The sequence below is a fragment of the Tritonibacter multivorans genome, assembly GCF_001458415.1.
Taxonomy (GTDB): Bacteria; Pseudomonadota; Alphaproteobacteria; order Rhodobacterales; family Rhodobacteraceae; genus Epibacterium; species Epibacterium multivorans.
Genome location: NZ_CYSD01000012.1, coordinates 405,005 through 430,108, shown reverse-complemented (window position 1 = coordinate 430,108; position 25,104 = coordinate 405,005). Strand labels below are relative to the sequence as shown.

The following is a 25,104-nucleotide window of genomic DNA, read 5'->3' as shown; positions in this document are numbered from 1 at the left end:
CAGCAGCAGCGCCGTGGCCGGGGGCGTCGACCGCGAATGCGACGTCTCCTCCCTATTGAGGACAGGCATAGCCCATGTTTGCAGTTGCAGCAATAGTTGTGAACTTTCGCGCAATAAAATATCGCAAAACGATCACTGTGCGTAACAATGATGTAAAGGCTTGAATGGCCGTTCAAGTGGCCCTTGGCGCGATGGTCCTTGCATGGGGGGACGTTGCCCTTAGGTTAGGCGCGCTTCTGTTCGTTGCGCGCTTCCCAAGGTGGATTGATGGTCGGCGCGCCATAGAGGAACCCCTGCAGACAGTCCGCGCCCGCATCAATCAGGAAGGCGGCGTCTTCTTCCCGCTCTACCGACTCGGCCACGACAAACATGTCGAACTGTTTGGCAATGGCAATCAGCGACCGCACCACGGATTGGTTGTCGTGGTTGGCGTGGACCCCGCGCACAAACTGGCCATCAATTTTGACCGCATCAAAGAAGAACTCGCGGAAATGTCCAATTGCGGTTGTGCCCGCGCCAAAGTTATCCAGCGCAAAGGCAATGCCGTGCTGCTGCATCTGATCCATAAAGTCGATCACCAGCTCGGGCGCGGCCATGGCAGAGGCTTCGGCGATTTCCAGAACCAGCCGCTCTCCCAGAAACTCATCCCGTTTCAGATAGGTCTCCAGCACGCGCATCCATTGGCTGTAGCCAATCGACCGTGCAGACATATTGATCGACAGGCGAATGTTTGGGTTGCGCGACAGGGTTTTCAGCCCCTGTTCCAAGGCCAGCGCGTCCAGCTTGCGGCCCAGCTCGCGTTCTTCGATCACCGGCATGAAGTCGCGCGCGGGAATGATTCGACCCGTGGCGTCCATGACACGGATATATCCTTCAAAAAACGCGATCATGCCGGGGTTTGCCGCCTGTACAATCGGCTGGAACGCCAGAAGTGTCTGGTCGTGTTTGACGGCCTCGGCGACCATATCAACGGTGCTGCGATCCCGGGCAACCACGGCTGCATTCAGCGGGTTTTCGCCCCCTTCGGGAATGTCGGTTTTCCAAAAATGGCGTTTCTTCACGTCGCTAACCTCGGGCTTTGGGCCGAATATCTACCAAACAAAAGCTGAGTCTCCCCAGCTACCTGCTCGTATAGTACTCTGTTCCAAAAGGGTTGCTCGAAAATTAAAGCGCGCCTTTTAGCTAAAGGCGCGCGGTCGGATCGACGTCATTTCTGCTGCGCGGGGTCAGTCTTTTGCCACCAGGGCCGCAACAATGGCCCTTGCGCTGTCCGAGTACCAATCGGCATCGCCACGCAGGCGGGCGATTTCCTGACCTTCGCGGTCCAGGATCACCGTGGTTGGCAGGCCAAAGACCTTCATGTCCTTGGCCAGCAGACCCTTGCCGTCTTGGTGGCGGGGCAGGTCTGTCAGGCCGTTTTCATCAAAGAACTTTGCAATGCCGCCGGGCGTATTGCGACCTGTCGCCAGGGTCAGCACTTCGAAATCTTCGCCGCCGAATTCTTTCTGCAGGGCCGAAAGCATCGGCATTTCCTTGCGACAGGGGGCGCACCATGTCGCCCAGAAGTTCAACAGCACCACTTTGCCGCGATAGTCCGCAAGGCTGCCACTGCCCGCCTTGTCGGCCAGTTGAAAGCTTTTCTCGGACGCCGCCATTGGGGTGGGGTGAAAGATCAGCTTGCGCATATCCCCTTCACGCAGGTCGGCAAGGGCGACCTCTTCCGCATGTGCAGCCCCCAGATGCACCGTAGACAGCACAGCAGGGGCGAGGATGTTTGCACCCAAGGCCATCGCCATATAAAGGGGGATCAGACGAAACAGACGCATATTATCTCCGTAGGGTTCAGCCAGATGACAGACAAGACCTCGAACCAAATGTGGGGCGGCCGCTTTGCCGCCGGACCGGACGCGATCATGGAGGCGATTAATGCCTCGATCGGGTTCGACAAGCGGATGGCCTCCCAGGACATCGCAGGTTCGCGGGCCCATGCGGCGATGCTCGCCGCGAGCGGTGTCATTACGGATAATGACGCCGAGGCGATCCGTGAAGGGCTGCTCACCGTTTTGTCAGAGATTGAAAGCGGGAATTTTCAATTCTCCACCGCGCTGGAAGACATCCACATGAATGTCGAAGCGCGCCTGAAAGAGATCATTGGCGAACCCGCAGGCCGTCTGCACACAGGCCGGTCGCGCAATGACCAGGTTGCGACCGATTTCAAACTCTGGGTGCGCGACCAGTTTGATGCAGCTGAAGCGGGCCTTCTGGCGCTGATCAACGCACTGCTGAGCCAAGCCGAAGCCGGTGCGGATTGGGTGATGCCGGGCTTCACCCACCTGCAGACCGCGCAGCCGGTGACCTGGGGCCATCACATGATGGCCTATGTGGAAATGTTTGGCCGCGACCTGAGCCGTGTGCGCGACGCACGCGCCCGGATGAACGAATGTCCGCTGGGCTCTGCCGCGCTGGCTGGGACCTCTTTCCCGATCGACCGCGAGATGACTGCTGCGGCGCTGGGTTTTGATCGCCCGACTGCAAATTCGCTGGATGCGGTGTCGGACCGTGACTTCGCGCTCGAATTCCTGTCGGTGGCCTCGATCTGCGCCATGCACCTGTCCCGCTTTGCCGAAGAGCTGGTGATCTGGTCCTCTGCGCAGTTCCGTTTTGTGACCCTGTCGGACCGGTTCTCGACCGGCTCGTCGATCATGCCGCAGAAGAAGAACCCGGATGCGGCAGAGCTGATCCGCGCCAAAGTGGGCCGTATCTACGGCGCCAACACCGCGCTGATGATGGTGATGAAGGGCCTGCCGCTGGCCTATTCCAAAGACATGCAGGAAGACAAAGAGCAGGTCTTTGACGCCGCCGACAACTGGATGCTGGCGCTGGCTGCAATGGAAGGCATGGTCAAAGACATGACCGCCAACCGCGACAGCCTTGCAGCGGCGGCTGGTTCGGGCTTCTCCACCGCGACCGATCTGGCCGACTGGCTGGTGCGCGTCCTCAAGGTGCCGTTCCGCGATGCCCACCATGTCACCGGCACATTGGTTGCTATGGCCGAATCCCGCGGCTGCGACCTGCCCGATCTGACGTTGGACGACATGCAGGGCGTCCACGCGGGCATCACTGACGACATCTTTACCGTGCTTGGCGTCGAAAACTCTGTAAACTCGCGGATGAGCTATGGCGGCACCGCGCCTGCGCAGGTGCGCGCGCAAGTGGCCCGCTGGAAAGAGCTGCTGGGTTAAGCCCCGCAGCCTATTGCAAAAGGAACTGGCCCCATGATGCGGATCGTCTTTCTTGCCTGTGTCACTGCCGCCTCTGTTGCCCTTGCGGGCTGCGGCGCGGATGGGGAACCTGTGCGTCCGTCGCTCAATGCCGGGATTGGCATTGGCCCGGGCGGCGTGCATGTCGGCGGCAATGTTGGCGTTCGCAAAGGACCGGTGTCCATTGGCATCGGGCTCTAATCGCTGTGATTTAGGCGCCGTGCCAGCGCGCGCCTTGAAAACAGCCTCTGCATGATCACATATCAAAGGCCTCCACCCGCGTGGGGGCCTTTGTTGTTTGGAGCATTTTGATGAAACACAGCTTAGCAGCTTTCCTGCTCTTGGCGCTTGCGGCCTGTGGCGGGCCCTATGTCGACCAGCCCGCGCGCAAGACCCCCGAGCGCAAGACCGAGGCGCCGGTAAAAACCGGGGTGACAATTTCCGGCGAGGCGCGCGTTGGGGTGAAAACAACCCTCTGAGCCAGCCGGAACTGGGCTGTGTTGCGCCTGTGTTGCGCCTGTGTTGCGCCTGTGCCGCGACGGCGAATTGTACCCCGCGATCAGAATCCATTGATCCCCGCGCCCGTTTTGCCCTAAAGGCGGGGCATGGATCATTTTCTCTACCGCGACGGCGCGCTCTACGCCGAAGACGTGCCGGTGGCCGAGATTGCGGCTGCCGTGGGCACCCCGTTCTATGTCTATTCCACCGCAACCCTCTTGCGGCACTTCCGCCTGTTTGACGAGGCGCTCTCTGGCATGGACCATCTGGTCTGTTTTGCCATGAAAGCCGCCTCCAACCAGGCCATCCTGAAAACGCTGGCCCAGGCCGGTGCGGGCATGGATGTGGTGAGCCAGGGGGAATACCTGCGCGCCAAGGCCGCAGGCGTTCCGGGCGACAAGATCGTGTTCTCGGGCGTTGGCAAAACCGCCGAGGAAATCCACACCGCGCTGACCGGCGGCATCCGTCAGTTCAATGTGGAAAGCGAACCCGAGATGGAGACGATCAATAAAGTCGCGCTCGACCTTGGTGTCACCGCGCCGATCACCATCCGCGTGAACCCGGATGTGGACGCCAAAACCCACGCCAAGATTGCGACCGGTAAGTCCGAGAACAAGTTCGGTATTCCGATTTCCCGCGCCCGCGAGGTTTATGCGTTGGCCGCGTCGATGAAGGGCCTCGAGGTGATCGGCATTGACGTCCACATCGGCTCGCAGTTGACCGAGCTGGAGCCCTTCCGTCTGGCTTACCAGAAGGTCGCCGAACTGACCGAGACCCTACGCGCCGATGGCCACAATATCCGCCGCCTCGATCTGGGCGGTGGTTTGGGCATTCCCTACGAGCGCTCCAATGACGCGCCGCCCCTGCCGGTGGAATATGGCGCCATGGTCAAGGAAACCCTCGGCCATCTGAATGTCGAGATCGAGATCGAACCGGGCCGCCTGATTGCGGGCAACTCCGGGATTATGGTCTCCAAGGTCATCTATGTGAAACAGGGCGAGGACCGCCAGTTCCTCATTCTGGATGGCGCGATGAATGATCTGATCCGCCCGGCTATGTACGAGGCGCATCACGACATTATTCCGGTGATCGAGGCCGAACCGGGCACCGAACAGACCGCCTATGACATTGTGGGCCCGGTCTGCGAATCCGGCGACACCTTTGCCAAAGGTCGGATGATGACACCGCTTCAGGCCGACGATCTGGTCGCCTTCCGTTCGGCGGGCGCCTATGGCGCGGTGATGTCCAGCGAATACAACTCGCGCCCGCTGATCCCTGAAGTTTTGGTCAATGGCGATCAATTTGCGGTCATCCGCAAGCGTCCGACCTTTGACGAAATGATAAACCGCGATACCATCCCCGAGTGGCTGTAATCGCGTAAGCCCCGCCGCCGGTCAGCCTGCGGCGGGGTCTTCCCAAGGAGATGCGCGTCTGGCCCGCCAACAGGAGGCCGCGCGGCATGATCCAACGCCCTTCAGACAAGACGCCCCATCAGGCCAAAACAGCTGTGTCAAACAGCCGGTCTTCCCCTGTGTCGCCCCCTGTGTCGCGCCCTGTGTCGCCCCCTGTGTCGCGCCCTGTGTCGCGCCCTGTGTCGCCCCGAGTTTTGCGGCGGGCGGTATGGCTCACGCATCTGGGGCTGATCTGCGAAACCCTGTGGCGCGCCTTCTGGCCGCTGTTCAGTGTGCTGATGGCCGGGATGGCCTTTGTGTTTCTGGGCGGCTTGTCCTCTGGTTCGACCCCTGTGCTGTGGTCCAGTGTCGGGCTGGCGGCTGTTGCGGCGATCGCGGCGCTGGCTTATGCGCGGCCCCGGCTGTTCTGGCCCCGCCAGTCTGATGCGGTGGCGCGTGTGGATGCTGCCCTGCCGGGGCAGCCGCTGGCGGCCTTGCGCGATCAACAGGCCACCGGCACAGAGGATCCCGCAACCGTGGCCCTTTGGCAGGCGCACCGCGCCCGCATGGAACGCCGCGCCGCTGCCGCCACCCCGCAATCCCCGGATCTCAGCCTGACCGCCCGTGACCCCTATGCCCTGCGCTTTGTTGCGGCTGTGGCGCTGATGGTTGCGCTGTTGTTTGGCTCTCTGTGGCATACCCGCGATCTGGTAGAGCTGGCACGTGGCGGCGCAGGACAGGGCCTGTCCGGCCCCACGTGGGAAGGCTGGGTCGAACCGCCGCGCCACACGGGCCTGCCTGCGCTTTACCTCAATGACCAGCCTGAAGGGGCCTTGTCCCTGCCGGAAAACAGCCGCATCACCTTGCGTTTCTATGGCGAGGTCGGTGCGCTTCAATTGGCTCAGACCCTGACATTGGCCGACGACGCAGACCCAAGCGCGCCCGAACAGGCCTTTACCGCGGTGCAGGGCGGCGCGCTGCAGATCCTGGGTCCAAACGGGCGCGCCTGGCAGGTCAGCCTGATCGAAGACCGCGCCCCCTCTGTCCAATCCGAAGGCAGCAGCGAGGTCGCCGCCGATGGCAGTTTGACGCTGCCGTTTTCGGCCCAAGATGACTATGGCGTCACCGGCGGTGTTATTCGGATCGAACTGGACCTTGCGGCCATTGACCGCCGCTATGGCCTGACCATTGACCCAGAGCCCCGCGCCGCACTGGAGCTGCCACTGCCGCTGAGCCTCACCGGTGACCGCCGCGCGTTCACCGAAGCGCTGATTGATGACTTCAGCGAACATCCCTGGGCCAATCTGCCCGTGCGCTTTACCTTTGTGGCCGAAGATGCCGCAGGGCAGCTTTCGGACCCCGCGCTATTGCAAGCCCCGCTGGGCGCGCGCCGGTTTTTTGATCCCGTTGCCGCTGCGCTGATCGAACAGCGCCGGGATCTGCTCTGGAGCCGCCAGAATGGCCGCCGCATTGCGCAGGTCCTGCGCACCATGGGCCATTACCCATCCGAACTGTTTGGCGAGGCAGGACATTACCTGCAGCTGCGCGCCATCCTCTCCAAACTGGAGGCCGCTTTGGACAGCGGCGGGCTTGACCTCACAACGCAGGACCAACTGGCCGAGGCGATCTGGACTTTGGCAATGCAGTTCGAAGAGGGCGAGGTGGGCGATGCACTGGAACGGATGCGGCAGGCACAGGAACGCCTGTCACAGGCCATGCGCGATGGGGCCACGGACGAAGAAATTGCCCGCCTGATGCAGGAACTGCGCGACGCCACGCAGGACTACATGCGCCAGTTGTCGCGGCAGGCCGCCGAAGAAGCCGAGGATCTGGATCCGGGAGAGCAGAGCGAAAACTCCATGACGCTGTCGCAATCCGATCTGCAGGCGATGATGGATCGCATTCAGGAGCTGATGGAACAGGGCCGCATGGCCGAAGCCGAGCAAGCCCTGCGCGAGTTTCAGCAGATGATGGAAAACATGCGCGTCACCCAAGGTCAGGGCGGGCAGGGCAACAGCCCCGGTCAGCAGGCGATGGAAGGGCTGGCGGACACGCTGCGTGACCAGCAGGATCTGTCGGACGACTCTTTCCGTGACCTTCAGCAGCAATTCAACCCGCAGGGCCAGCCCAACGGGCAGCAGGGCCAACAACAGGGTCAGCAACAAGGTCAGAATGGCCAGGGCCAAGACGGGCAGGGTGAAAACGGGCAAGGTCAAGAAGGACAAGGCCAGCAAGAGGGCACTCAGCAGGGTCAGGGCTCTGGCCCCGGCGATCTTGCGCGCCGCCAGCAGGCTCTGCGCAATCAGCTGAGCGACCAACAGGGCAATATGCCCCTCGCTGGACCGGAAGGCGAAGCGCTGGGCGACGCGCTCGACCGGGCAGGGCGTGCGATGGACGGGGCTGAACAGGCCCTGCGCGATGGTGAATTTGGCGACGCCATAGATCAGCAGTCCGAGGCGATGGAAGCCCTGCGCGATGGCATGCGCGCACTGGGAGAGGCGCTTGCCGATCAGCAACAGAACCAGCCCGGTGGGCAGCAGGATGGCAATCCGGGGCGCATGGGCAACGCGCTGGATCCGCTGGGACGCTCCCGCAATGGCCAGTTCGGCGATTATCTGGGCGATGATATGCTCAACGGCGGAGAGCTGCGCCGGCGGGCTTGGGATCTGCTGGAAGAGCTGCGCCGCCGCGCCGGTGAACGCGACCGCAGCGAACAGGAACGCGACTACCTCAAACGCCTGTTGGACAATTTCTAAGACGGTTCAACTGGCGCCGCGGGTGACCCGGCGCGCCGACAGCGGCATGGCCGTTAGGCTTCGGCGCTGAGGCCGCGCACCAGATCATCCAACCACAGGCGCAGCCCATCGACCCAACTGACATAGGTTGTCAGGGCGCTGTCCGCTTCGGGCAGAACATCTGCGATATCGGGCGCCTGAGCATAGACAAAGACCGCAATTCCCATCAGCAAAAGCATCAGGACAAAGCCGCTGCGGAAACCGCCGCTGCGCTGCTTGGCGGCAACGACAGTGTCTTCTGCCGCACCGCTGTGGGTCATCGTGTCATCGCCGGACAGATCCTGGCTGACGTCTTCGATATCGGGCAACAAATCACGACGCGAGGTGCTGCGACGTGTGCGCCCCCCAAAAGGCGCCGGGGCTGGCGCGGGGTCTTTGAGTTCGGGTTTGTCTTCGGATTGCATCAACCCCTGAACGGCAGCAGCAACGGCCGCATGTTCCGCGGGATCGGCCACTTGCACCGCACCCGAGGTGTCAGATGGCTCTGTAACTTCTGTAACTTCTGGGGCTTCGGTGGCGTCGCTGTCTGGCGCAGCGGGGTCTTCCACGTCGGGTTCTGGTGCTGCTGCGGCGGGATCTGCCGCCGCGACCTCGTCGGCGGGGGCGGCCGGCTTCGGGCTGCCTTCCGGATCAAAAGTATCTTCCAGCCCCATTTCTGTCTGCGTTTCCAGACTGCCTTCGGGGGCTGAACGCAGGGCGGCTTCGCGTTCGGCCTCTTCGCGCAGGATCTGCGACACCTGCGGATCAATGGCGCGTTTGGGGCGCTCTTCGGCGGCCGCGTCGATCGGCATTTCGGCCTCTGGCGCGTTCTGTTCCTGTTCCGCAGCCAGCGCTTCAGCAGAGAGCTGAAACCACGTATCGCCGCAGTTCGAACACTGCACATCGCGCCCCTCTGGCGGGATTACATCCTCGGGCACTTCATATTGTGCACCACAGTTGGGGCAGGTCAGTCGCATCAAAATTCCCCGGTCGCCTCAAATCGCCATATCGGTAACGTTTCCCGCGATCATAAGCCGTTCAATAGGCTGGCAAAAGAAGAAATGCCGAAAGCAGGCGCTTATATTCCTGAGCGTTGCGTCCACGAACCATGACGGCACGGGGCCTCGCAGGCTGGGCAGGGGGTTAGGCAGGGGTTTAGGCAGGGGTTTAGGCAGGGGGGGGGGCGGAGGTCAGGCGAATAGGGGGGATCGGTTGAACACCCATTGAAACTGCCCGTCCAAAGGTGCACAAACAGCCCGGTATTCTTGGGGTTGAATGGGGCCAAACGTGATCGAGCTGGACAATCTGGGCTATAACTATGGCGGGGGCGAGCTCTTGAGCGATGTCTCCATTCAGCTGGGGTCAGGCTCCTTTCATTTCCTCACCGGGCCTTCGGGCGCTGGTAAAACCACGCTTCTGAAGCTGTGTTATGGCGCGCTGACGCCAACCTCTGGCCGGGTGCGGGCGTTCAATATGGACGTGCGCGGTCTGGACCGGGACCAGATGGCCCACCTGCGCCGCCGCATTGGCGTCGTGCATCAGGACTGCCGGTTTCTGGATCACCTGACACTGAAGGAAAACATCGCCCTGCCGCTGACCGTCTCGGGGCGTGACATCGCCGATGAAGAGGCCAATCTGCGCGAGCTCCTCAGCTGGGTGGGGCTGACCGACCGGATGGATGCGCGTCCGCCCGAATTGTCCGGTGGCGAACGCCAGCGCGCTGCCCTAGCACGCGCCGTTATCCTGTCGCCAGACGTCATTATCGCCGATGAACCCACCGGGAACGTTGATTGGGAAATGTCGCAGCGCCTGCTGCGGCTGCTGGTTGAACTGAACCATATGGGCAAGACGATCCTTGTGGCGACTCATGATCTGTCGCTGATCCGTGCGGCCAAAAATCAGGTGCAGGCACGGGTGCTGCGCATCTCCAGCCGACAATTGCAGCTCGCGGGGGCAGACCTATGACGTTTCTGAAAGCCCTGCTGCTGGGCGATGCACAGGCCGACCGCGTTGTGCCGCCCACCGGGTTCACCGCGCAGCTGACCCTGTTTGTCTCGGGCGCGATGGCGTTCCTTTGTGTCTTTGCGCTCGCCCTGTCGATGGCCTCGGGCCGGGTCGCGGACCGCTGGGCGGACGAGCTGGCCCGCGCCGCCACCCTGCGCATCAATGCGCCCGCCGCCCAAAAGGCCGCCCAAACCGAAGCGGCGCTGAAGATCCTCCAGCAGACCCCCGGTGTGGCCTCTGCCCGCGCGTTGACCGCCGAAGAACAGGCAGCCCTTCTGTCGCCGTGGTTCGGCTCTGGCCTGCCGGTGGACAGCCTGCCGATCCCGCAGTTGATCGAGGTGATCGAAGATGAGGCAGGCTATGATGCCACCGGCCTGCGTCTGCGTCTTCAGGCCGAAGTGCCCGGCGCGGTGCTGGATGACCACGCCCGCTGGCGCCGCCCGCTGGTCGATGCAGCCCTTGCGCTGCGGCGCCTGTCGGTGGTGTCCATCCTGCTGATCGGCGGCGCGATGGCGGCCATGATCACCTTGGCGGCCAATGCGGCCCTGTCAGCCAACGCGCAAGTCATTGAAGTGCTGCGCCTTGTGGGCGCGCAAGACAGCTATATTGCGCAGGCCTTTGTGCGCCGCTTCACCCTGCGGGCCCTTGCCGGCGGCGGGGCGGGCATGGCGCTTGGCATGATCGGAGTTCTGTTGATGCCTGCCGCCTCAGATGAGGGCGGCTTCCTCACCGGACTGGGGTTCCAGGGGGTTGGCTGGCTGTTGCCATTGCTGATCCCGCTTCTTGGCGGTGCTGTTGCCTTTGTCGCCACCACCCGTGCAGCCAATAAAAAACTGGGAGAGCTTGCGTGAGCCACGCCATCCAATATCTTCGGTCCCTTATCTTTGTGGGGCAGATGTATCTGATGATGCCGATTTTTGGCCTTGTCTTTGCGCCTTGGGCGATCTTCAGCAAAAAGGGCGCGCGCGTCTGCTGCAAGAGCTATTCACGCTATGTGTTCTGGACCGCCCGGCTGCTGGTTGGGATCCGCTGCGAAGTGCGCGGCACCGTCCCGCAAGGCGAAGTGCTGATCGCCGCCAAGCACCAGTCTTTTCTGGACATTATGATGATCTTCACCGCGCTGCCGACGGCCAAGTTCATTATGAAGCGCGAAATCCTCTACACCCCTGTGATTGGCCAATACGCAAAGCTGCTGGACTGTGTGGCGGTGGATCGCGGCAAACGCGGTGCAGCCATCCAAAAGATGGTCGAAGACGTTGAGGCAGGCCGCCAAGACGCAGGCCAGCTGATCATCTATTCGCAAGGGACACGCGTCGCACCGGGCGCAAAAAAGGAATACAAAGTCGGCACCGGGGTTCTCTATGAACAGCTGAACCAGACCTGCGTGCCTGTGGCGACCAATGTGGGTGTCCTTTGGCCGCGCACGGGCATTGGGCGCAAACCCGGCACGGCGGTGGTTGAATTCCTCGACCCGATCGAACCCGGTCTTGGTCGCGAAAGCTTCATGGAAACACTGGAAACTCGGGTCGAAGCAAAGTCAGATGAGCTGATGCGGGAAGCGGGGTTTGAGCCAGATGGACTACATCAAAACGCTTGAGGATTTGGAGGCGCGTTACGGACAACCCGGCGCGCCTTCTTTGCGCAAAGTGGTGCGGCAGATGACGCCGCTGTATCGCAAATGGATCATGGCCTCGCGGCTGTGCATGCTGACCACGGTTGGTCCTGAAGGGACCGATGACAGCCCCCGTGGCGATGATGGTCCTGTGGTGCTGGAACTGGATCCCGGCACGCTGGCTTTGCCCGATTGGCGCGGTAACAACCGTCTGGATTCCCTGCGCAATATTATCCGCGACGGCCGCGTGTCGCTGATGTTTCTGGTGCCGGGCTCCAACAATGTGATCCGCCTCAATGGCACTGCGCAGCTTACCGCAGATGCCGCGCTGCGGGCGCGGTTTGACAAGGATGGCAAGCAACCCGCCACCGTCATCGTGATTTCTATTGGTGAAATCTATTCGCAATGCGCCCGCGCCCTGATGCGGGCGCGCACCTGGACCAGTGGCGACGAAAGCGCGGGCCTGCCCACTGCCGGTCAACTGCTGGCCGAGGCCTCCTCAGGCGCAGAAGGGGGCGACACTTATGACCGTGAATGGGCGCCACGCGCGGCCAAAACAATGTGGTAACTTTTTTGGGTTTTCCGCGACGGAACCCCAGCGCTGCTGCGTGAAGAGATCCGAGAGCAGGGCAAATGCCTTGGGCTCACTCGCATTCTGCTGTGCGTAAAAAGCGTGACCACCACTCACGTGGCAAGGGCGGCCTTCGCGGTCGCCCTTACTGTTTCCAAATCGCCCATAGTTTCGCCGTATTCCCAAGATAGGGAGGGGAAACGACTCCATCGGCCGCAGGTCTGGCCATATGAGCGAGGTATGAGATGCAGGATTTTCTAGCGACCTTTTCCGGGCATGTGGTCAGCGTGCTGATGAACCCTTTTGATCCCAACCAAAGGATCTTCCTGCTCTATGTGCTGACCTCTCTTTTGGCCGCATTTCTGATCTGGCGGGCGCATCGCCATGCCAATCGCAGCGAAGGCAAAAGCAGCTTTCTGGGGTTCCTGTTCCCGAAATCTGTCTGGGACCACCCCTCTGCCTGGTTGGATGTGCGCTACTTCTTCTTCCACAAGTTCCTTGGCCACTTTTTCCTGCTGGGGCTTTTGGGCGCCAGCGGCGCAGGCATGTTCCGCCTTGTCACCGGTGAGGCGATCACCGGGCTGACCGCCACCCAACAGGGGCCGCTCAGCTGGGGCATTGTTGTGATCTATATGGTGGTGTCGGCCATTGTTGTGGATTTCATGGGCTATGCGGTCCACTACTTGCAGCACAAGGTGCCAATCCTGTGGGAATTCCACAAGGTACACCACAGCGCCGAAGTCATGCACCCGCTGTCGAACTACCGAGAACACCCGGTTGATAACCTCCTCTATATGCTGCTGATCGGCGGTGGCTATGGGGCGGTCACCGGGGTTGCCTATCTGATGTTGGATGTGGTGCCCGCGCTGCCTTCGGTTCTGGGCGTGCCGATCCTGATGTTCCTCTTCAATATCGCGGCCTACAACCTGCGCCATTCCCATGTCTGGCTGCGCTGGCCGGGCGCCTGGTCCAAGATCTTCCCGTCGCCTGCCCACCATCACGTACACCACAGCTGCCACCCGGATCATTTCGACAAGAACTTTGCCTTCATGTTCCCGCTTTGGGATGTGGTTTTTGGCACCTACATCATGCCCGAAGACAATCGCGACGTGAAATTCGGTGTGGCTGGGATGAAGTCAATGGAGATGGACAGCTGTTGGAAACTCTATTGGGTGCCTTTCAAGAAGGCTGCGAAACGCTTGCGCAAAGGACGGCGCAGCAAAACGGGGCAGTCCACACCGGCGGAATAATGCAGCCGATAGGGCACGTCGCTATTGCGAGGTTGGACGTCTGACAAAGCTGAGAATGCTACCGGCGTTTTCTCCCCAATCGGGATAGGAAAACGCATAGACCCCCCAACGGTCAGGCGAGGCCAGCCCACCCTGCATCCAAGCTGTGGAGATTGTCTCGGGCCCTAATGTGGACTTTGGGTCAAAACGCAGGCTTGGGAAAAGGTCAGGGACCAGCGCATCCAGACGTGCTTTCAGCTCTTCTGCCTGCTGCCGTGTCAGGGCACTTGGGGCCGTTGTCTTTATACTACAGCGGCGCGCGTTACGGGTGAGAATGGTGGCAGACGCCGGGTCGACCCAATGCGTGCTCTTGGGAAACAGGTCCCGCCGGATCAATGATGCCTTCATCTTGGCCTCCAAATGTTTGGAGGAAGGCGGGAGGCAATAGTCTTGGAACAGTTCGACAATCTGTTCTGCGCGGGTTTGGTGCGGCCAAAGCGTGCTCGCCCCGGTGTAGCCAAGTGCTAAACCACCCAGAACAACAACATACAGACTGCGTTTCTTCACATCTTCAATCCAAAGAAAAAGGCCCGCTCAAAAATGTCGAGCGGGCCTTCCGTGACTTAGCTGTGGATCGCGCCGTCGCCCAGGGCCAGCGCCGCTTCGCGCACCGCTTCCGAGAACGTCGGGTGGGCGTGGCAGGTCAGGGCAATATCCTCGGCAGAGGCGCCGAATTCCATGCCAACGCAGATCTCGTGGATCAGGTCACCCGCCGCCGGGCCAATGATGGCTGCGCCCAGCACGCGATCGGTTTCGGCATCTGCGATCAGCTTCACAAAGCCTTCGCCCTGGCCCACGGCCTTGGCGCGGCCATTGCCCATGAAGTTGAACTTGCCAACTTTGATCTTGCGACCTTCGGCCTTCAGCGCATCCTCGGTGGCGCCAACGGTGGCAACCTCGGGCGTGGTGTACACGACGCCGGGAATCACGCCGTAGTTCACATGGCCATGTTTGCCGGCGATCACCTCGGCGGCGGCCATGCCTTCGTCTTCGGCTTTGTGGGCCAGCATCGGGCCTTCGATCACGTCGCCAATGGCATAGATGCCGGGGACATTGGTCTGCCACTGCGCATTCACCGCGATCTGACCGCGCTGGGTCATCTCAACGCCAAGCGCGTCCAGACCCAGACCTTCGGCATAGGGCTTGCGACCTGTGGCAACAAGCACCACATCGGCGTCGATGACCTGTTCATCGCCGCCCGCTTTGGGCTGGTATTTGACCTTGGCTTTGGTCTTGGAGGCCTCGACCCCCTGAACCGCGGCGCCCATGACAAAGGTCAGACCCTGCTTTTCAAGGATCTTCTTGAAGGTACGCTGAACGTCCTTGTCCATGCCGGGGCAGACCGCGTCCATATATTCAACCACGGTGACCTCGGACCCCAGACGCGCATAGACCGAACCAAGTTCGAGACCAATCACGCCCGCGCCGATGACAACCATTTTCTTCGGAACCTTAGGCAGTTCCAGCGCGCCGGTGCTGTCGACCACAACGCCTGCGTCATTGTCCACAGTCACGCCGGGCAGCGCCGAAGGCACAGAGCCGGAGGCAATCACGATGTTCTTGGTCTCGTGGATGTCATCGCCGACTTTGACCTTGCCCGCCGCAGGGATCGACGCCCAGCCCTTGAGCCAGTCGATCTTGTTCTTCTTCATCAGGAACTCAACACCGCCGGTGTTCTGGCCGATGACCTCGTCCTTATAGGCCTTCATCTGGTTCCAGTCGACGGAAGGCGATTTGCCCTTGAGGCCCATCTTGGCAAAGTTGTGCTCTGCCTCGTGCAGCTGGTGCGTGGCGTGCAAAAGCGCCTTGGAGGGGATGCAGCCCACATTCAGGCAGGTCCCGCCAAGGGTCTCGCGCCCCTCAACGATGGCGGTTTTCAGGCCCAGCTGGGCGCAGCGGATGGCCGACACATAGCCGCCGGGGCCCGCGCCGATTACGATGACGTCATAGGATGCCATTTTGATGTGCTCCTTGATTGTTGAGCGGGGAGGGGGCGCTGCCCCCGGCGCTGCGCGCCTCCCCCGGGATATTTGGGAAAAGATGAAAGAAAAGGGTCATGCATCCGGTTCAGGCTCGATGGCGATGTCCTCAAAGCGATTGGTCGCAACCAAGGCTGGCACCAGGAAGAAGAAGACCAAGATCAAGCCGTCTAGCAGATTTGGCGCGCTGGCGTTCGGTCCGTCGTTTGGCCAATGCAGCCCGTCAAAGGGGGCAATTGTAAAACTTCCAAGCCCCAGAGCCGCCAAAATCATCGGAGTTACGACCGTAAAGAACCGCCGATTGCGGCCTTTGCCGGTCAGATAATGTAGTGTGCCGCACTCTTGGCAACGCACTGCATCGATTTTGTTCCAACCACGATAAGGATTTGTTCGGAACATCAAGCCCACCGGCTGAACGGTGTTACAGCTCTGGCACCGAAGATTGGCAATGCGTGAGGGTAGCAAAGGGCGTTCGCCTCGTCTCAGTCGCTTTATGCGGAGAGGGGAATGAGGCGAACGCATGGATCGGAACCCGTCTTACAGATCCATCAGCAGACGACGGGGATCTTCCAGCGCTTCTTTGACGCGCACAAGGAAGGTCACAGCGCCTTTGCCGTCGACGATGCGGTGGTCGTAGGACAGGGCCAGATACATCATCGGGCGGATCTTGATCTCACCGTTGATGACCATCGGACGGTCCTGGATCTTGTGCATGCCAAGGATACCGGACTGCGGGGGGTTCAGGATCGGCGAGGACATCAGGGAGCCGTAGACACCACCGTTGGAGATGGTGAAGGTGCCGCCCTGCATCTCTGCCATGGACAGTTTGCCGTCGCGGGCACGCTTGCCTTTTTCGGCAATCGCCTTCTCGATGTCGGCAAAGCCCATTGCATCCGCGTCACGGATCACAGGCACAACCAGACCGGTGGGGGTGCCCGCCGCGATGCCCATGTGGACATAGTTCTTGTAGACGATGTCGGTGCCGTCGATTTCCGCGTTGACCTCGGGCACTTCTTTCAGCGCGTGGCAGCAGGCCTTGGTGAAGAAGGACATAAAGCCCAGACGCGCGCCGTGCTTCTTCTCGAACTGGTCTTTGTACTGCTTGCGCAGGGCCATCACCTCGGTCATGTCCACCTCGTTGTAGGTGGTCAGCATGGCGGCGGTGTTCTGGCTGTCTTTCAGACGCTTGGCGATGGTCTGGCGCAGGCGGGTCATTTTGACACGCTCTTCACGCGCGGCATCATCTGCGGCAACTGGGCCGCGGGGTGCGGCGGGGGCTGCGGCCGGGGCCGGAGCGGATTTCGCGGCGGCAATCGCAGCAGAGACGTCTTCTTTCATAATGCGCCCGTCGCGACCGGTGCCTTGCACATTGGCGGCAGACAGGCCGGCCTCAGCCATGGCTTTTTCGGCCGAGGGTGCATTGGCGATGTCCTTGGTGCCAGCGGCCGGAGCAGCAGCTGCCGCAGGTGCCGCAGCCGGGGCCGCTGCAACCGCAGCGCCTGCGCCAGCGATGACGCCTAGTTTCGCAGTTGCGTCCACGGTGCTGCCTTCGGGCGCGGTGATTTCAGTCAGGACGCCAGCGGCGGGGGCGGGAACTTCAACCGAAACCTTATCGGTTTCCAACTCGCACAGCATTTCATCCTGCGCAACCGCGTCGCCGACCTTTTTGAACCAGGTGGAAACGGTCGCCTCGGTCACGGATTCGCCAAGCGTCGGAACCATAACATCGGTTGCGCCCGCTGCCGCTGCCGGAGCAGCCGCCGGAGCTTGCGCGGCAGGCGCGGGCGCCGCTGCGGCTGCGCTGCCAGCTTCGGCGATCATGGCGAGGAGCGCATCCACGCCCACGGTGTCGCCTTCATTGGCGACGATCTCGCCCAGAACGCCCGCTGCGGGGGCGGGGACCTCAACGGTCACCTTATCGGTTTCCAGCTCGCACAGCATCTCATCAGCTGCCACGGCGTCGCCGGGCTTTTTGAACCAGGTCGCAACCGTCGCTTCGGTCACGGATTCGCCCAGGGTGGGCACGCGCACTTCGGTGGTCATATCTCTGTCTTCCTCAGATGCTCAGCGCTTCGTTCACAAGCGCTGCTTGTTGTGCTTTGTGTTCGCTGGCCAGGCCTGTCGCAGGCGAGGCCGATGTGGCACGACCGACATAGGTCGGACGGGTATTTTTGGCTTTGATACGGGTCAGGACCCATTCGATGTTCGGCTCGATGAAGGACCAGGCGCCCTGGTTCTTCGGCTCTTCCTGACACCAGACCATGTCGGCGTTTTTGAAACGCTCCAGTTCCTTCACGAGGCTGATCGCCGGGAAGGGGTAATACTGTTCGATCCGCAGCAGATAGACATCATCGATGCCCCGCGCGTCGCGCTCTTCCAGCAGGTCGTAATAGACCTTGCCCGAGCACATGACGACGCGTTTGATCTTGTCGTCTGCCACCAGTTTCGTGTCAGAGTTGCCTTGCTGCGCATCATCCCACAGCACGCGGTGGAAGCTGGAGCCGGTGGTGAAATCGGCGGCTGTGGACACGGCCAGCTTGTGGCGCAGCAGGGATTTCGGCGTCACCAGGATCAGCGGCTTGCGGAAGGTGCGGTGCAGCTGACGGCGCAGGATGTGGAAGTAGTTCGCAGGCGTTGTACAGTTCGCCACGATCCAGTTGTCCTGACCACACATCTGCAGGAAGCGTTCCAGACGCGCCGAAGAGTGTTCGGGGCCCTGACCTTCGAAACCATGCGGCAGCAGGGTGACCAGACCGGACATCCGCAGCCATTTGCTTTCGCCCGAGGAAATGAACTGGTCGAACATGATCTGCGCACCGTTGGCAAAGTCGCCGAACTGGGCTTCCCACAGGGTCAGCGCGTTTGGTTCCGCCAGCGAATAGCCATATTCAAAACCCAGAACCGCATATTCCGACAGGGCCGAGTCGATGACTTCATAGTTCGCTTGCCCTGCGCGGATGTGGTTCAGCGGGTAATACCGTTCCTCGGTCTCCTGGTTCACAATGCCAGAGTGACGCTGCGAGAAGGTGCCGCGGGTCGCGTCCTGACCGGCCAGACGCACCGGATACCCTTCGGTCATCAGAGAGCCGAACGCCAGCGCCTCACCGGTTGCCCAGTCAAAGCCTTCGCCTTTTTCAAACATATTGGCGCGGGTCTGCAGGAAGCGACCCACGGTTTTATGCACCGGGTAGCCCTCGGGCAGGGTGGTCAGGCCCTTGCCGATCTCTTCCAGCGTCTCCGGTTTGATCGCGGTTGCACCACGCTGGTAGTCCGCATCCTGTTTGTCCAGATGCGACCAGCGGCCGTCCAGCCAGTCAGCTTTGTTGGGTTTGAAGTTCTTACCCGCCTCGAATTCCTCGTTCAGGTGGGCCTGGAACGCGGCTTTCATGTCCTCGATCTCGCCCTCGGGGATCAGGCCATCCTTGACCAGACGCTCGGTGTACAAGGACAGGGTGGTCTTGTGACCCTTGATCTTCTTGTACATGAGCGGGTTGGTGAACATCGGCTCATCGCCTTCGTTGTGACCAAACCGGCGGTAGCAGAAGATGTCGATGACGACGTCCTTGTGGAACTTCTGGCGGTATTCGGTCGCAACCTTGGCGGCGTGTACAACCGCTTCGGGGTCGTCGCCGTTCACGTGGAAAATCGGGGCCTCGACCACCAGCGCGTTGTCGGTTGGGTACGGCGAAGAGCGCGAGAAATGCGGCGCCGTGGTGAAACCGATCTGGTTGTTCACAACGATGTGGATGGTGCCGCCGGTCTTGTGACCGCGCAGACCGGACAGGGCGAAACATTCCGCCACAACACCCTGACCTGCAAAGGCCGCATCGCCGTGCAGCAGGATCGGCAGAACCGCCTTGCGTTCGGCACGGTCGGCTTTCTGGTCCTGCTTGGCGCGGGCTTTACCCAGAACAACCGGGTTCACCGCCTCGAGGTGCGAGGGGTTCGCGGTCAGCGACAGGTGCACCTTGTTGCCGTCAAATTCGCGGTCAGACGACGCGCCGAGGTGATATTTCACGTCGCCAGAGCCATCCACGTCCTCGGGTTTGAACGAGCCACCCTGGAATTCGTTGAAGATCGCGCGGTACGGCTTGCGCATCACATTCGCCAGCACCGACAGACGGCCCCGGTGGGGCATGCCGATGATGATGTCTTCCACACCCAGGTTGCCGCCGCGCTTGATGATCTGCTCCATCGCGGGGATCAGGCTTTCGCCGCCATCCAGACCAAAACGCTTGGTGCCCATGTATTTCACATGGAGGAATTTCTCAAAACCTTCGGCCTCGACCATCTTGTTGAGGATCGCCTTGCGGCCTTCGCGGGTGAACTGGATCTCTTTGCCGTAGCCTTCGATCCGCTCTTTCAGCCAGGAGGACTGCTCGGGATCTGAAATATGCATGTACTGCAGCGCAAAGGTGCCGCAGTAGGTGCGCTTTACGATGTCGACGATCTGGCGCATGGAGGCAACCTGCAGGCCCAGAACATTGTCGATAAAGATCGGGCGATCCATGTCGGCATCGTTGAAGCCATAGGTCTTCGGGTCCAGCTCGGGATGCGGGTTGTTGCCGTGCATGCCCAGCGGGTCCAGGTTTGCTGCCAGATGGCCGCGAATACGATAGGCCCGGATCAGCATCAGCGCACGGATCGAATCCAGCACCGCACGCTGAACCTGCGCGTCCGACACCTCAACGCCGGTGGCTTTTGCCTTCTCGACGATCTTCTTGCCTGCAGATTTGCTCTCAGCAGGGGCAACAGGCCATTCGCCGGTCAGCGCGCCATGCATGTCATCGGCGGGTTGCGGCGGCCAGTCATTGCGCGCCCAGGACGGGCCCTCGGCCTCTTTTTTGACGTCCAGCTCTGCGTCGCCCATGGCGCGGAAGAACTCGGCCCAGGCGGCGTCTACCGCGTTCGGGTCTTGCGCGTATTGTGCGTAAAGCTGTTCCAGATATTCCGCGTTGTGCCCCTGCATAAAGGAGGAGGCGTGGAAGATATCATTGGGGCTTTGTTCGGTCATTTGGTGTGCCTCGTTGGTGCGTTTGGACCGTATGTCTTTGACCTTGGGTCAAGTCCGGAAGGCCAATCTGCTGGTACCCTGACGGGTGAAGTCTTTCTCAACTGTAAAGTTGGGGAGGATCTTGCGGCGAAGGTGGCCAGCTGCGTGATGCAGAGGCCGCATTGGCGACAAGATCGCCTGAAATCTGGGTCAGACATGGCGAGGGGGCGGATGGTTTGCACCCGCCCCAAAGCCCTGTGGGGACACCCCCGGCTGTATGACAGCCGCGGCGCATCAGCCCTTGTTGATCGCTTCCATGACAGCTTCGCCCAGGGTGGCGGGGCTGTCTGCAACGACGATACCTGCGGATTTCATCGCTTCGATCTTGTCTTCTGCGCCGCCTTTGCCGCCGGCGACAATCGCGCCCGCGTGGCCCATGCGGCGGCCCGGAGGCGCCGTACGGCCGGCGATGAAGCCTGCGATCGGCTTCCAGCGGCCTTTTTTCTTCTGCTCAGCGATGAACTCAGCCGCTTCTTCTTCGGCAGAGCCACCGATTTCACCGATCATGATGATGGATTCGGTTTCCGGATCATCCAGGAACATGTCCAGCACGTCGATGTGCTCGGTGCCTTTGATCGGGTCGCCGCCGATGCCAACCGCCGAAGACTGGCCCAGACCCAGATCAGAGGTCTGCTTTACAGCCTCATAGGTCAGGGTGCCGGAGCGGGACACAACGCCGCAAGAGCCGCGCTTGTGGATGTGGCCGGGCATAATGCCGATTTTGCATGCATCCGGGGTGATGATGCCGGGGCAGTTCGGGCCGATCAGACGCGAGGAAGAGGTCTCCAGCGCGCGCTTCACTTTCATCATGTCCAGAACCGGGATGCCTTCGGTGATGCAGACGATCAGTTCCATCTCGGCGTCGATCGCCTCGAGGATGGAATCGGCTGCAAACGGCGGCGGCACATAGATCACGGAAGCGTTTGCTTCGGTGACATGCTTGGCTTCGTGCACGGAGTTGAACACCGGCAGGCCGAGGTGGTCCTGACCACCTTTGCCCGGGGTCACACCGCCGACCATTTTGGTGCCATATGCGATGGCCTGTTCAGAGTGGAAAGTACCCTGCGAGCCGGTCAGGCCCTGACAGATAACTTTGGTGTTTTCGTCGATAAGGACTGCCATTTTAGGAGTCTCCTTAGAATTTCGGGGCGCGCAAATAGAGCGCGCTGAAAGTTGGGGAAGAAGGGGGCAGGCCCCCCTCGGGTTCCTTAGCCTTTGACAGCTTTTACGATCTTCTGAGCACCGTCTTTCAGGTCCTCGGCTGCGATCACATCGAGGCCGGAGTTGTTGATGATCTCTTTGCCGAGCTCAACATTGGTGCCTTCCAGACGCACAACCAGCGGAACCTGCAGGCCCACTTCTTTCACCGCGGCGATCACGCCTTCGGCGATGACGTCACAGCGCATGATGCCGCCGAAGATGTTCACCAGGATGCCTTTGACGTTCTGGTCAGAGGTGATGATTTTGAACGCCTCGGTCACTTTCTCTTTGGTCGCACCGCCACCAACATCGAGGAAGTTTGCAGGCTCAGCACCGTACAGTTTGATGATGTCCATGGTGGCCATCGCCAGACCCGCACCGTTCACCATGCAGCCGATCTCACCGTCGAGCGCAATGTAGTTCAGATCGTATTTGGAGGCTTCCAGCTCTTTGCTGTCTTCTTCGGTCTCGTCGCGCAGCTCGGCGATGTCGGCGTGGCGATACATTGCGTTGCCGTCAAAGCTGACCTTGGCGTCCAGAACTTTCAGGTCACCGCTGTCGGACACGATCAGCGGGTTGATTTCCAGCATCTCCATGTCCTTCTCGAGGAAGGCGGTATAGAGCTGGCCCATCAGTTTCACGCATTGCTTCACCTGCGCACCGGTCAGGCCGAGGGAGAAGGCGATGCGGCGGCCGTGGTACGCCTGATAGCCGGTTGCCGGGTCAACAGAGAAGGACAGGATCTTTTCCGGGGTCGCTTCTGCAACTTCCTCGATGTCCATGCCACCCTCGGTGGAGCAAACGAAAGACACGCGGGAGGTCTGGCGATCGACCAGCAGGGCCAGGTACAGTTCGCGTTCGATGCCGGAACCGGCTTCGATGTAGATGCGGTTGACCTGTTTGCCCGCCGGGCCGGTCTGGTGGGTCACAAGGGTGCGGCCCAGCATCTTTTTGGCTTCTTCGGCTGCTTCTTCAACCGATTTGGTCAGGCGCACACCGCCTTTTTCACCAGCGTCGGCTTCCTTGAAGGAACCTTTGCCGCGGCCACCTGCGTGGATCTGGGCTTTTACAACCCAAAGCGGGCCGTCAAGCTCGCCTGCTGCGGTTTTGGCGTCTTCGGCTTTGAGTACCGCGCGGCCTTCAGAAACCGGCGCGCCATAGCTCTTGAGGAGGGCCTTGGCCTGATATTCGTGGATGTTCATGAGAAACTGTCCCGTCTGGCTACAATTGTCTTTCCTAATACGCCTACATACGACAGGGGGGTTAAAGGTTTTTCTGATCCTGCCGTCATAATACCGTTAGATTTTTTATATTTGTGATCACGCTTATTTAGGTGTGATCACAAAACTTCTCGCGGCGGGCAGAGTTCGAATTTTAGTGATTCGCGGATCGTCTTTTGGCGTTTCGACTGTTAGCGCAAGTCATTCCTCGCGCCTGGCGCCGGGGGCGACATCCCGTGCCTTTTTCATGATCCTGCATGGGGCGCGCCCGCAAACGTCAGCGGCTGCCAACGCGCGAATGTGTCGGCTTATGCTTGGGGCCTTTGTCAATCACCGCGATGGAATCGTGAATATGCACGCCGGTCACCTGACCGTTGGTCGAGGCCACGCGCGGTGGCGCCTTGTGGGTCCATCCGTGCAGGTCCGTAACCAGATCTGAAACCATGGCAAAGAAGTTGCCAGGGGTGTCGAGGCCACCGCCCCAATCTTCCCAATACGCCGTATGCAAATCTTCGATCATGTAGAGCCCGGGCAAGCTCAGCCGGGGGAACAGCGTGTGAAAACTGGTGCGAATATGGTTCATCACATGGCTGCCATCGTCGAGCACCACATCAACGCCACCCATTTCGTCGACCACTTTGTTCAGGAAGTCAGGATCATCCTGCGAGCCAATTCGGACCATGCCGGCCTGACCGTCAAACTGGGCGCAGTCTGGGTCAATGTCGATCCCCATGATCGTGGCGTCGGGTCCAAAATACTCGCGCCAGATCTGTAGGGATCCGCCTTTGGACACTCCGATTTCCAGAAACTTGAAGTTGCTTCCCCGGAATTTGGAAAAATATTGGTCATATAGAGGAATGTAGTGATGCCACTTGTGGACCACAGGGCCCTGATTGTTCGCGAAAATATTCAACAGGTCGCCGTCGAAGTTGTATTTCTCGCGAATGTCCGCCGCGACATCGTCACCATGAAATCGGTATTTCCCTATCATCTCAAATAGACCTTATTTTGCCACAGGTTCATGCTATCAGCCTCACCTAACGATTGTGTCTCGTTATTTCAAAGCCTTGAGTTTGCCGGAGATGAATTGAATGACTACTGATGCCGAGGGTGTGCTGCGTTTGCCATCTCAACCAGACGGATCCCCGTCCAAAGTGTTGATGGTGCCGCAGGCCGTCGTGGTGCCCCCTGATCAGGCGCGGTTCAAGCAGCGTGCCGGTGTTTTGGACCGCAACGGTTCATATGTTGCCCAAGGGGCGACATCGCGCTTTGAGAGCACCATAACGCTGGAGCCAAAGCAACCAGAGGCCATTCGCGCGCAGCTTGAAGGCCGGTGGCTGTGGGCCGGCGTTTTGTTTGATCATTTCGGACATTATCTCGTCGAAAGCATGTCGCGTCTTTGGGCCTTTCACACGGGCCTCAAGTTTGATGGCATTTGCTATACGCCCAAACGGCCGCGTCGAAAGGGGCCTTTGCTTGGATTTCAGGACGACGTGATGCAGGCCTTCGGGATCACGCGGCCGGTGCACATTATCAAAGAACCAACACAGATTGAGCACCTGACCGTGCCTCGGCAAGGGTTTGGGCTGGGCGATCTTGTGTCCGGCACGCCGGAAATGCGGGATGCGGTTCGGATCGCTTTTGGTCGCAATATCGCTGCCGAAGGGCCCGATCGCCTTTATGTGTCCCGCTCGAAATTGGGCGCAAGCGATGGCGGGATCATGAATGAGACAGAGGTCGAAGCAAACCTCGCTGCGGAAGGCTACGAGATTTTCCACCCGCAGGAGCATTCGATCTTTGAGCAGATCGCCCGCTATAAGGCAGCAAAGCAGATCATTATTTCGGACGGGTCTGCCGGGCATCTCTTTGCTTATGTTGGGCGGGAACACCAAAGGGTTGCTTACCTGCCCCGGCGCAGTTTCTGGGCCGATGGGATCACGGACCATATTGCCGCTTTTTCAGGCCGCTCACCGACAGTCTTGACCTCTTTGGCTCAGGAGTGGCTGCCGCGCGAAAAGAACAACGCCACCCGCGGACATGCTTTTGTGCTGCATGATATGGCAGCGCTGCAGGCAACCTTGGCCGAGAACGGATTTGTTGCAGGCGCTCCGGTCTGGAGCGCTTCGGATCCAGACTTGATCGCAAAGCATCTGGAGGCGCGCGGTCTCCTGGACACGTTTCACGATGTCTCGGGGCTGCAGTAAGATCCAGTGCTGAAAGTTCCAGTGCCGAACACGGCCCGGAGGACGAAAA

General features: G+C 60.5%; 22 protein-coding genes. 11 read left to right on the top strand and 11 right to left on the bottom strand.

From position 1 onward, the window contains the following. Positions 1 to 224 precede the first annotated feature (224 nt). Both TRM7557_RS03345 and TRM7557_RS03340 read right to left on the bottom strand, forming a co-directional pair. A complete protein-coding gene (locus TRM7557_RS03345; RefSeq protein ID WP_058288781.1) occupies positions 225 to 1,061 on the bottom strand; it encodes an EAL domain-containing protein in 837 nt (278 codons plus the stop codon). Positions 1,062 to 1,226: 165 nt separating this feature from the next. After that, positions 1,227 to 1,826 carry a TlpA family protein disulfide reductase gene (locus tag TRM7557_RS03340; RefSeq protein ID WP_058288780.1) on the bottom strand — a complete coding sequence of 200 codons (600 nt, stop codon included), beginning with the start codon at positions 1,824 to 1,826 and terminating at the stop codon, positions 1,227 to 1,229. 24 nt (positions 1,827 to 1,850) lie between these two features. Here TRM7557_RS03340 and argH point away from each other — a divergent pair, with 24 nt between their 5' ends. The 5 genes from argH (at position 1,851) to TRM7557_RS03315 (ending at position 7,905) form a co-directional block, all read left to right on the top strand. Continuing rightward, a complete protein-coding gene (argH, locus tag TRM7557_RS03335) occupies positions 1,851 to 3,242 on the top strand; it encodes an argininosuccinate lyase (protein WP_207382613.1) in 1,392 nt (463 codons plus the stop codon). Positions 3,243 to 3,275: 33 nt separating this feature from the next. Continuing rightward, positions 3,276 to 3,461 carry a hypothetical protein gene (locus TRM7557_RS03330; RefSeq protein WP_058288778.1) on the top strand — a complete coding sequence of 62 codons (186 nt, stop codon included), beginning with the start codon at positions 3,276 to 3,278 and terminating at the stop codon, positions 3,459 to 3,461. Positions 3,462 to 3,571: 110 nt separating this feature from the next. Continuing rightward, positions 3,572 to 3,739 carry a hypothetical protein gene (locus tag TRM7557_RS19955; RefSeq protein WP_165592402.1) on the top strand — a complete coding sequence of 56 codons (168 nt, stop codon included), beginning with the start codon at positions 3,572 to 3,574 and terminating at the stop codon, positions 3,737 to 3,739. A 126-nt stretch (positions 3,740 to 3,865) separates the two neighbouring features. Beyond that, complete coding sequence (gene lysA, locus TRM7557_RS03320; RefSeq protein WP_058288776.1) at positions 3,866 to 5,131, top strand: diaminopimelate decarboxylase; 1,266 nt, start codon at positions 3,866 to 3,868, stop codon at positions 5,129 to 5,131. An 86-nt stretch (positions 5,132 to 5,217) separates the two neighbouring features. Then, the gene (locus TRM7557_RS03315) at positions 5,218 to 7,905 is read left to right on the top strand and encodes a DUF4175 domain-containing protein (protein ID WP_082626494.1); all 2,688 of its coding nucleotides are present in this window, start codon (positions 5,218 to 5,220) and stop codon (positions 7,903 to 7,905) included. 53 nt (positions 7,906 to 7,958) lie between these two features. On the opposite strand, the gene TRM7557_RS03310 is transcribed toward TRM7557_RS03315, so the two are convergent. Continuing rightward, positions 7,959 to 8,900: a zinc-ribbon domain-containing protein gene (locus TRM7557_RS03310; RefSeq protein ID WP_058288775.1), complete on the bottom strand. Its 942-nt coding sequence runs from the start codon at positions 8,898 to 8,900 to the stop codon at positions 7,959 to 7,961. A gap of 310 nt (positions 8,901 to 9,210) precedes the next feature. Here TRM7557_RS03310 and TRM7557_RS03305 point away from each other — a divergent pair, with 310 nt between their 5' ends. From TRM7557_RS03305 to TRM7557_RS03285, 5 genes are all read left to right on the top strand, one after another. Next, on the top strand, positions 9,211 to 9,888 hold the full coding sequence (locus TRM7557_RS03305; RefSeq protein WP_058288931.1) for a cell division ATP-binding protein FtsE: 678 nt from the start codon (positions 9,211 to 9,213) through the stop codon (positions 9,886 to 9,888). Beyond that, a complete protein-coding gene (locus tag TRM7557_RS03300) occupies positions 9,885 to 10,778 on the top strand; it encodes a cell division protein FtsX (RefSeq protein ID WP_058288774.1) in 894 nt (297 codons plus the stop codon). Before TRM7557_RS03305 ends, TRM7557_RS03300 begins: the two co-directional genes overlap by 4 nt. A 44-nt stretch (positions 10,779 to 10,822) precedes the next feature. Next, complete coding sequence (locus tag TRM7557_RS03295; RefSeq protein ID WP_058288930.1) at positions 10,823 to 11,524, top strand: lysophospholipid acyltransferase family protein; 702 nt, start codon at positions 10,823 to 10,825, stop codon at positions 11,522 to 11,524. Beyond that, positions 11,502 to 12,107 (top strand): pyridoxamine 5'-phosphate oxidase family protein, encoded by a 606-nt coding sequence (locus tag TRM7557_RS03290; RefSeq protein ID WP_058288773.1) that lies wholly within the window; start codon positions 11,502 to 11,504, stop codon positions 12,105 to 12,107. Before TRM7557_RS03295 ends, TRM7557_RS03290 begins: the two co-directional genes overlap by 23 nt. 248 nt (positions 12,108 to 12,355) lie before the next feature. Next, entirely contained in the window at positions 12,356 to 13,360 is a 1,005-nt protein-coding gene (locus TRM7557_RS03285; RefSeq protein WP_058288772.1) for a sterol desaturase family protein, read from the top strand. Positions 13,361 to 13,381: 21 nt separating this feature from the next. On the opposite strand, the gene TRM7557_RS03280 is transcribed toward TRM7557_RS03285, so the two are convergent. The 8 genes from TRM7557_RS03280 to TRM7557_RS03245 all read right to left on the bottom strand — a co-directional run bounded on the left by TRM7557_RS03280 (position 13,382) and on the right by TRM7557_RS03245 (position 23,842). Beyond that, complete coding sequence (locus TRM7557_RS03280) at positions 13,382 to 13,906, bottom strand: hypothetical protein (protein WP_058288771.1); 525 nt, start codon at positions 13,904 to 13,906, stop codon at positions 13,382 to 13,384. A gap of 56 nt (positions 13,907 to 13,962) precedes the next feature. After that, positions 13,963 to 15,357, bottom strand: coding sequence for a dihydrolipoyl dehydrogenase (lpdA, locus tag TRM7557_RS03275; RefSeq protein WP_058288770.1), 1,395 nt, complete (start codon positions 15,355 to 15,357; stop codon positions 13,963 to 13,965). Between the two features lie 96 nt (positions 15,358 to 15,453). After that, complete coding sequence (locus TRM7557_RS19815; protein WP_131727512.1) at positions 15,454 to 15,777, bottom strand: hypothetical protein; 324 nt, start codon at positions 15,775 to 15,777, stop codon at positions 15,454 to 15,456. A 138-nt stretch (positions 15,778 to 15,915) separates the two neighbouring features. Next, the gene (gene odhB / locus TRM7557_RS03265) at positions 15,916 to 17,421 is read right to left on the bottom strand and encodes a 2-oxoglutarate dehydrogenase complex dihydrolipoyllysine-residue succinyltransferase (RefSeq protein ID WP_058288768.1); all 1,506 of its coding nucleotides are present in this window, start codon (positions 17,419 to 17,421) and stop codon (positions 15,916 to 15,918) included. A gap of 13 nt (positions 17,422 to 17,434) precedes the next feature. Further along, positions 17,435 to 20,392 carry a 2-oxoglutarate dehydrogenase E1 component gene (locus TRM7557_RS03260; protein WP_058288767.1) on the bottom strand — a complete coding sequence of 986 codons (2,958 nt, stop codon included), beginning with the start codon at positions 20,390 to 20,392 and terminating at the stop codon, positions 17,435 to 17,437. 273 nt (positions 20,393 to 20,665) lie between these two features. Continuing rightward, positions 20,666 to 21,553 carry a succinate--CoA ligase subunit alpha gene (sucD, locus tag TRM7557_RS03255; protein ID WP_058288766.1) on the bottom strand — a complete coding sequence of 296 codons (888 nt, stop codon included), beginning with the start codon at positions 21,551 to 21,553 and terminating at the stop codon, positions 20,666 to 20,668. A gap of 86 nt (positions 21,554 to 21,639) precedes the next feature. Beyond that, complete coding sequence (gene sucC / locus TRM7557_RS03250) at positions 21,640 to 22,833, bottom strand: ADP-forming succinate--CoA ligase subunit beta (protein WP_058288765.1); 1,194 nt, start codon at positions 22,831 to 22,833, stop codon at positions 21,640 to 21,642. A gap of 295 nt (positions 22,834 to 23,128) precedes the next feature. Beyond that, on the bottom strand, positions 23,129 to 23,842 hold the full coding sequence (locus TRM7557_RS03245; RefSeq protein ID WP_058288764.1) for a class I SAM-dependent methyltransferase: 714 nt from the start codon (positions 23,840 to 23,842) through the stop codon (positions 23,129 to 23,131). Between the two features lie 100 nt (positions 23,843 to 23,942). On the opposite strand from TRM7557_RS03245, the gene TRM7557_RS03240 reads away from it, so the two are divergent. Continuing rightward, positions 23,943 to 25,055 (top strand): glycosyltransferase family 61 protein, encoded by a 1,113-nt coding sequence (locus TRM7557_RS03240; RefSeq protein WP_082626493.1) that lies wholly within the window; start codon positions 23,943 to 23,945, stop codon positions 25,053 to 25,055. Positions 25,056 to 25,104: the final 49 nt, after the last annotated feature.

Bases quoted from the DNA above. Each gene is read 5' to 3' on its own strand.
- TRM7557_RS03285 (WP_058288772.1), top strand. From the start codon at position 12,356: ATGCAGGATTTTCTAGCGACCTTTTCCGGGCATGTGGTCAGCGTGCTG.
- TRM7557_RS03260 (WP_058288767.1), bottom strand. From the start codon at position 20,392: ATGACCGAACAAAGCCCCAATGATATCTTCCACGCCTCCTCCTTTATG.
- TRM7557_RS03300 (WP_058288774.1), top strand. From the start codon at position 9,885: ATGACGTTTCTGAAAGCCCTGCTGCTGGGCGATGCACAGGCCGACCGC.
- TRM7557_RS03290 (WP_058288773.1), top strand. From the start codon at position 11,502: ATGGACTACATCAAAACGCTTGAGGATTTGGAGGCGCGTTACGGACAA.
- TRM7557_RS03340 (WP_058288780.1), bottom strand. From the start codon at position 1,826: ATGCGTCTGTTTCGTCTGATCCCCCTTTATATGGCGATGGCCTTGGGT.
- argH (WP_207382613.1), top strand. From the start codon at position 1,851: ATGACAGACAAGACCTCGAACCAAATGTGGGGCGGCCGCTTTGCCGCC.
- odhB (WP_058288768.1), bottom strand. From the start codon at position 17,421: ATGACCACCGAAGTGCGCGTGCCCACCCTGGGCGAATCCGTGACCGAA.
- TRM7557_RS03315 (WP_082626494.1), top strand. From the start codon at position 5,218: ATGATCCAACGCCCTTCAGACAAGACGCCCCATCAGGCCAAAACAGCT.
- TRM7557_RS19815 (WP_131727512.1), bottom strand. From the start codon at position 15,777: ATGTTCCGAACAAATCCTTATCGTGGTTGGAACAAAATCGATGCAGTG.
- TRM7557_RS03240 (WP_082626493.1), top strand. From the start codon at position 23,943: ATGACTACTGATGCCGAGGGTGTGCTGCGTTTGCCATCTCAACCAGAC.
- sucD (WP_058288766.1), bottom strand. From the start codon at position 21,553: ATGGCAGTCCTTATCGACGAAAACACCAAAGTTATCTGTCAGGGCCTG.
- TRM7557_RS03295 (WP_058288930.1), top strand. From the start codon at position 10,823: ATGTATCTGATGATGCCGATTTTTGGCCTTGTCTTTGCGCCTTGGGCG.
- lpdA (WP_058288770.1), bottom strand. From the start codon at position 15,357: ATGGCATCCTATGACGTCATCGTAATCGGCGCGGGCCCCGGCGGCTAT.
- lysA (WP_058288776.1), top strand. From the start codon at position 3,866: ATGGATCATTTTCTCTACCGCGACGGCGCGCTCTACGCCGAAGACGTG.
- TRM7557_RS03310 (WP_058288775.1), bottom strand. From the start codon at position 8,900: ATGCGACTGACCTGCCCCAACTGTGGTGCACAATATGAAGTGCCCGAG.
- sucC (WP_058288765.1), bottom strand. From the start codon at position 22,833: ATGAACATCCACGAATATCAGGCCAAGGCCCTCCTCAAGAGCTATGGC.
- TRM7557_RS03330 (WP_058288778.1), top strand. From the start codon at position 3,276: ATGATGCGGATCGTCTTTCTTGCCTGTGTCACTGCCGCCTCTGTTGCC.
- TRM7557_RS03245 (WP_058288764.1), bottom strand. From the start codon at position 23,842: ATGATAGGGAAATACCGATTTCATGGTGACGATGTCGCGGCGGACATT.
- TRM7557_RS19955 (WP_165592402.1), top strand. From the start codon at position 3,572: ATGAAACACAGCTTAGCAGCTTTCCTGCTCTTGGCGCTTGCGGCCTGT.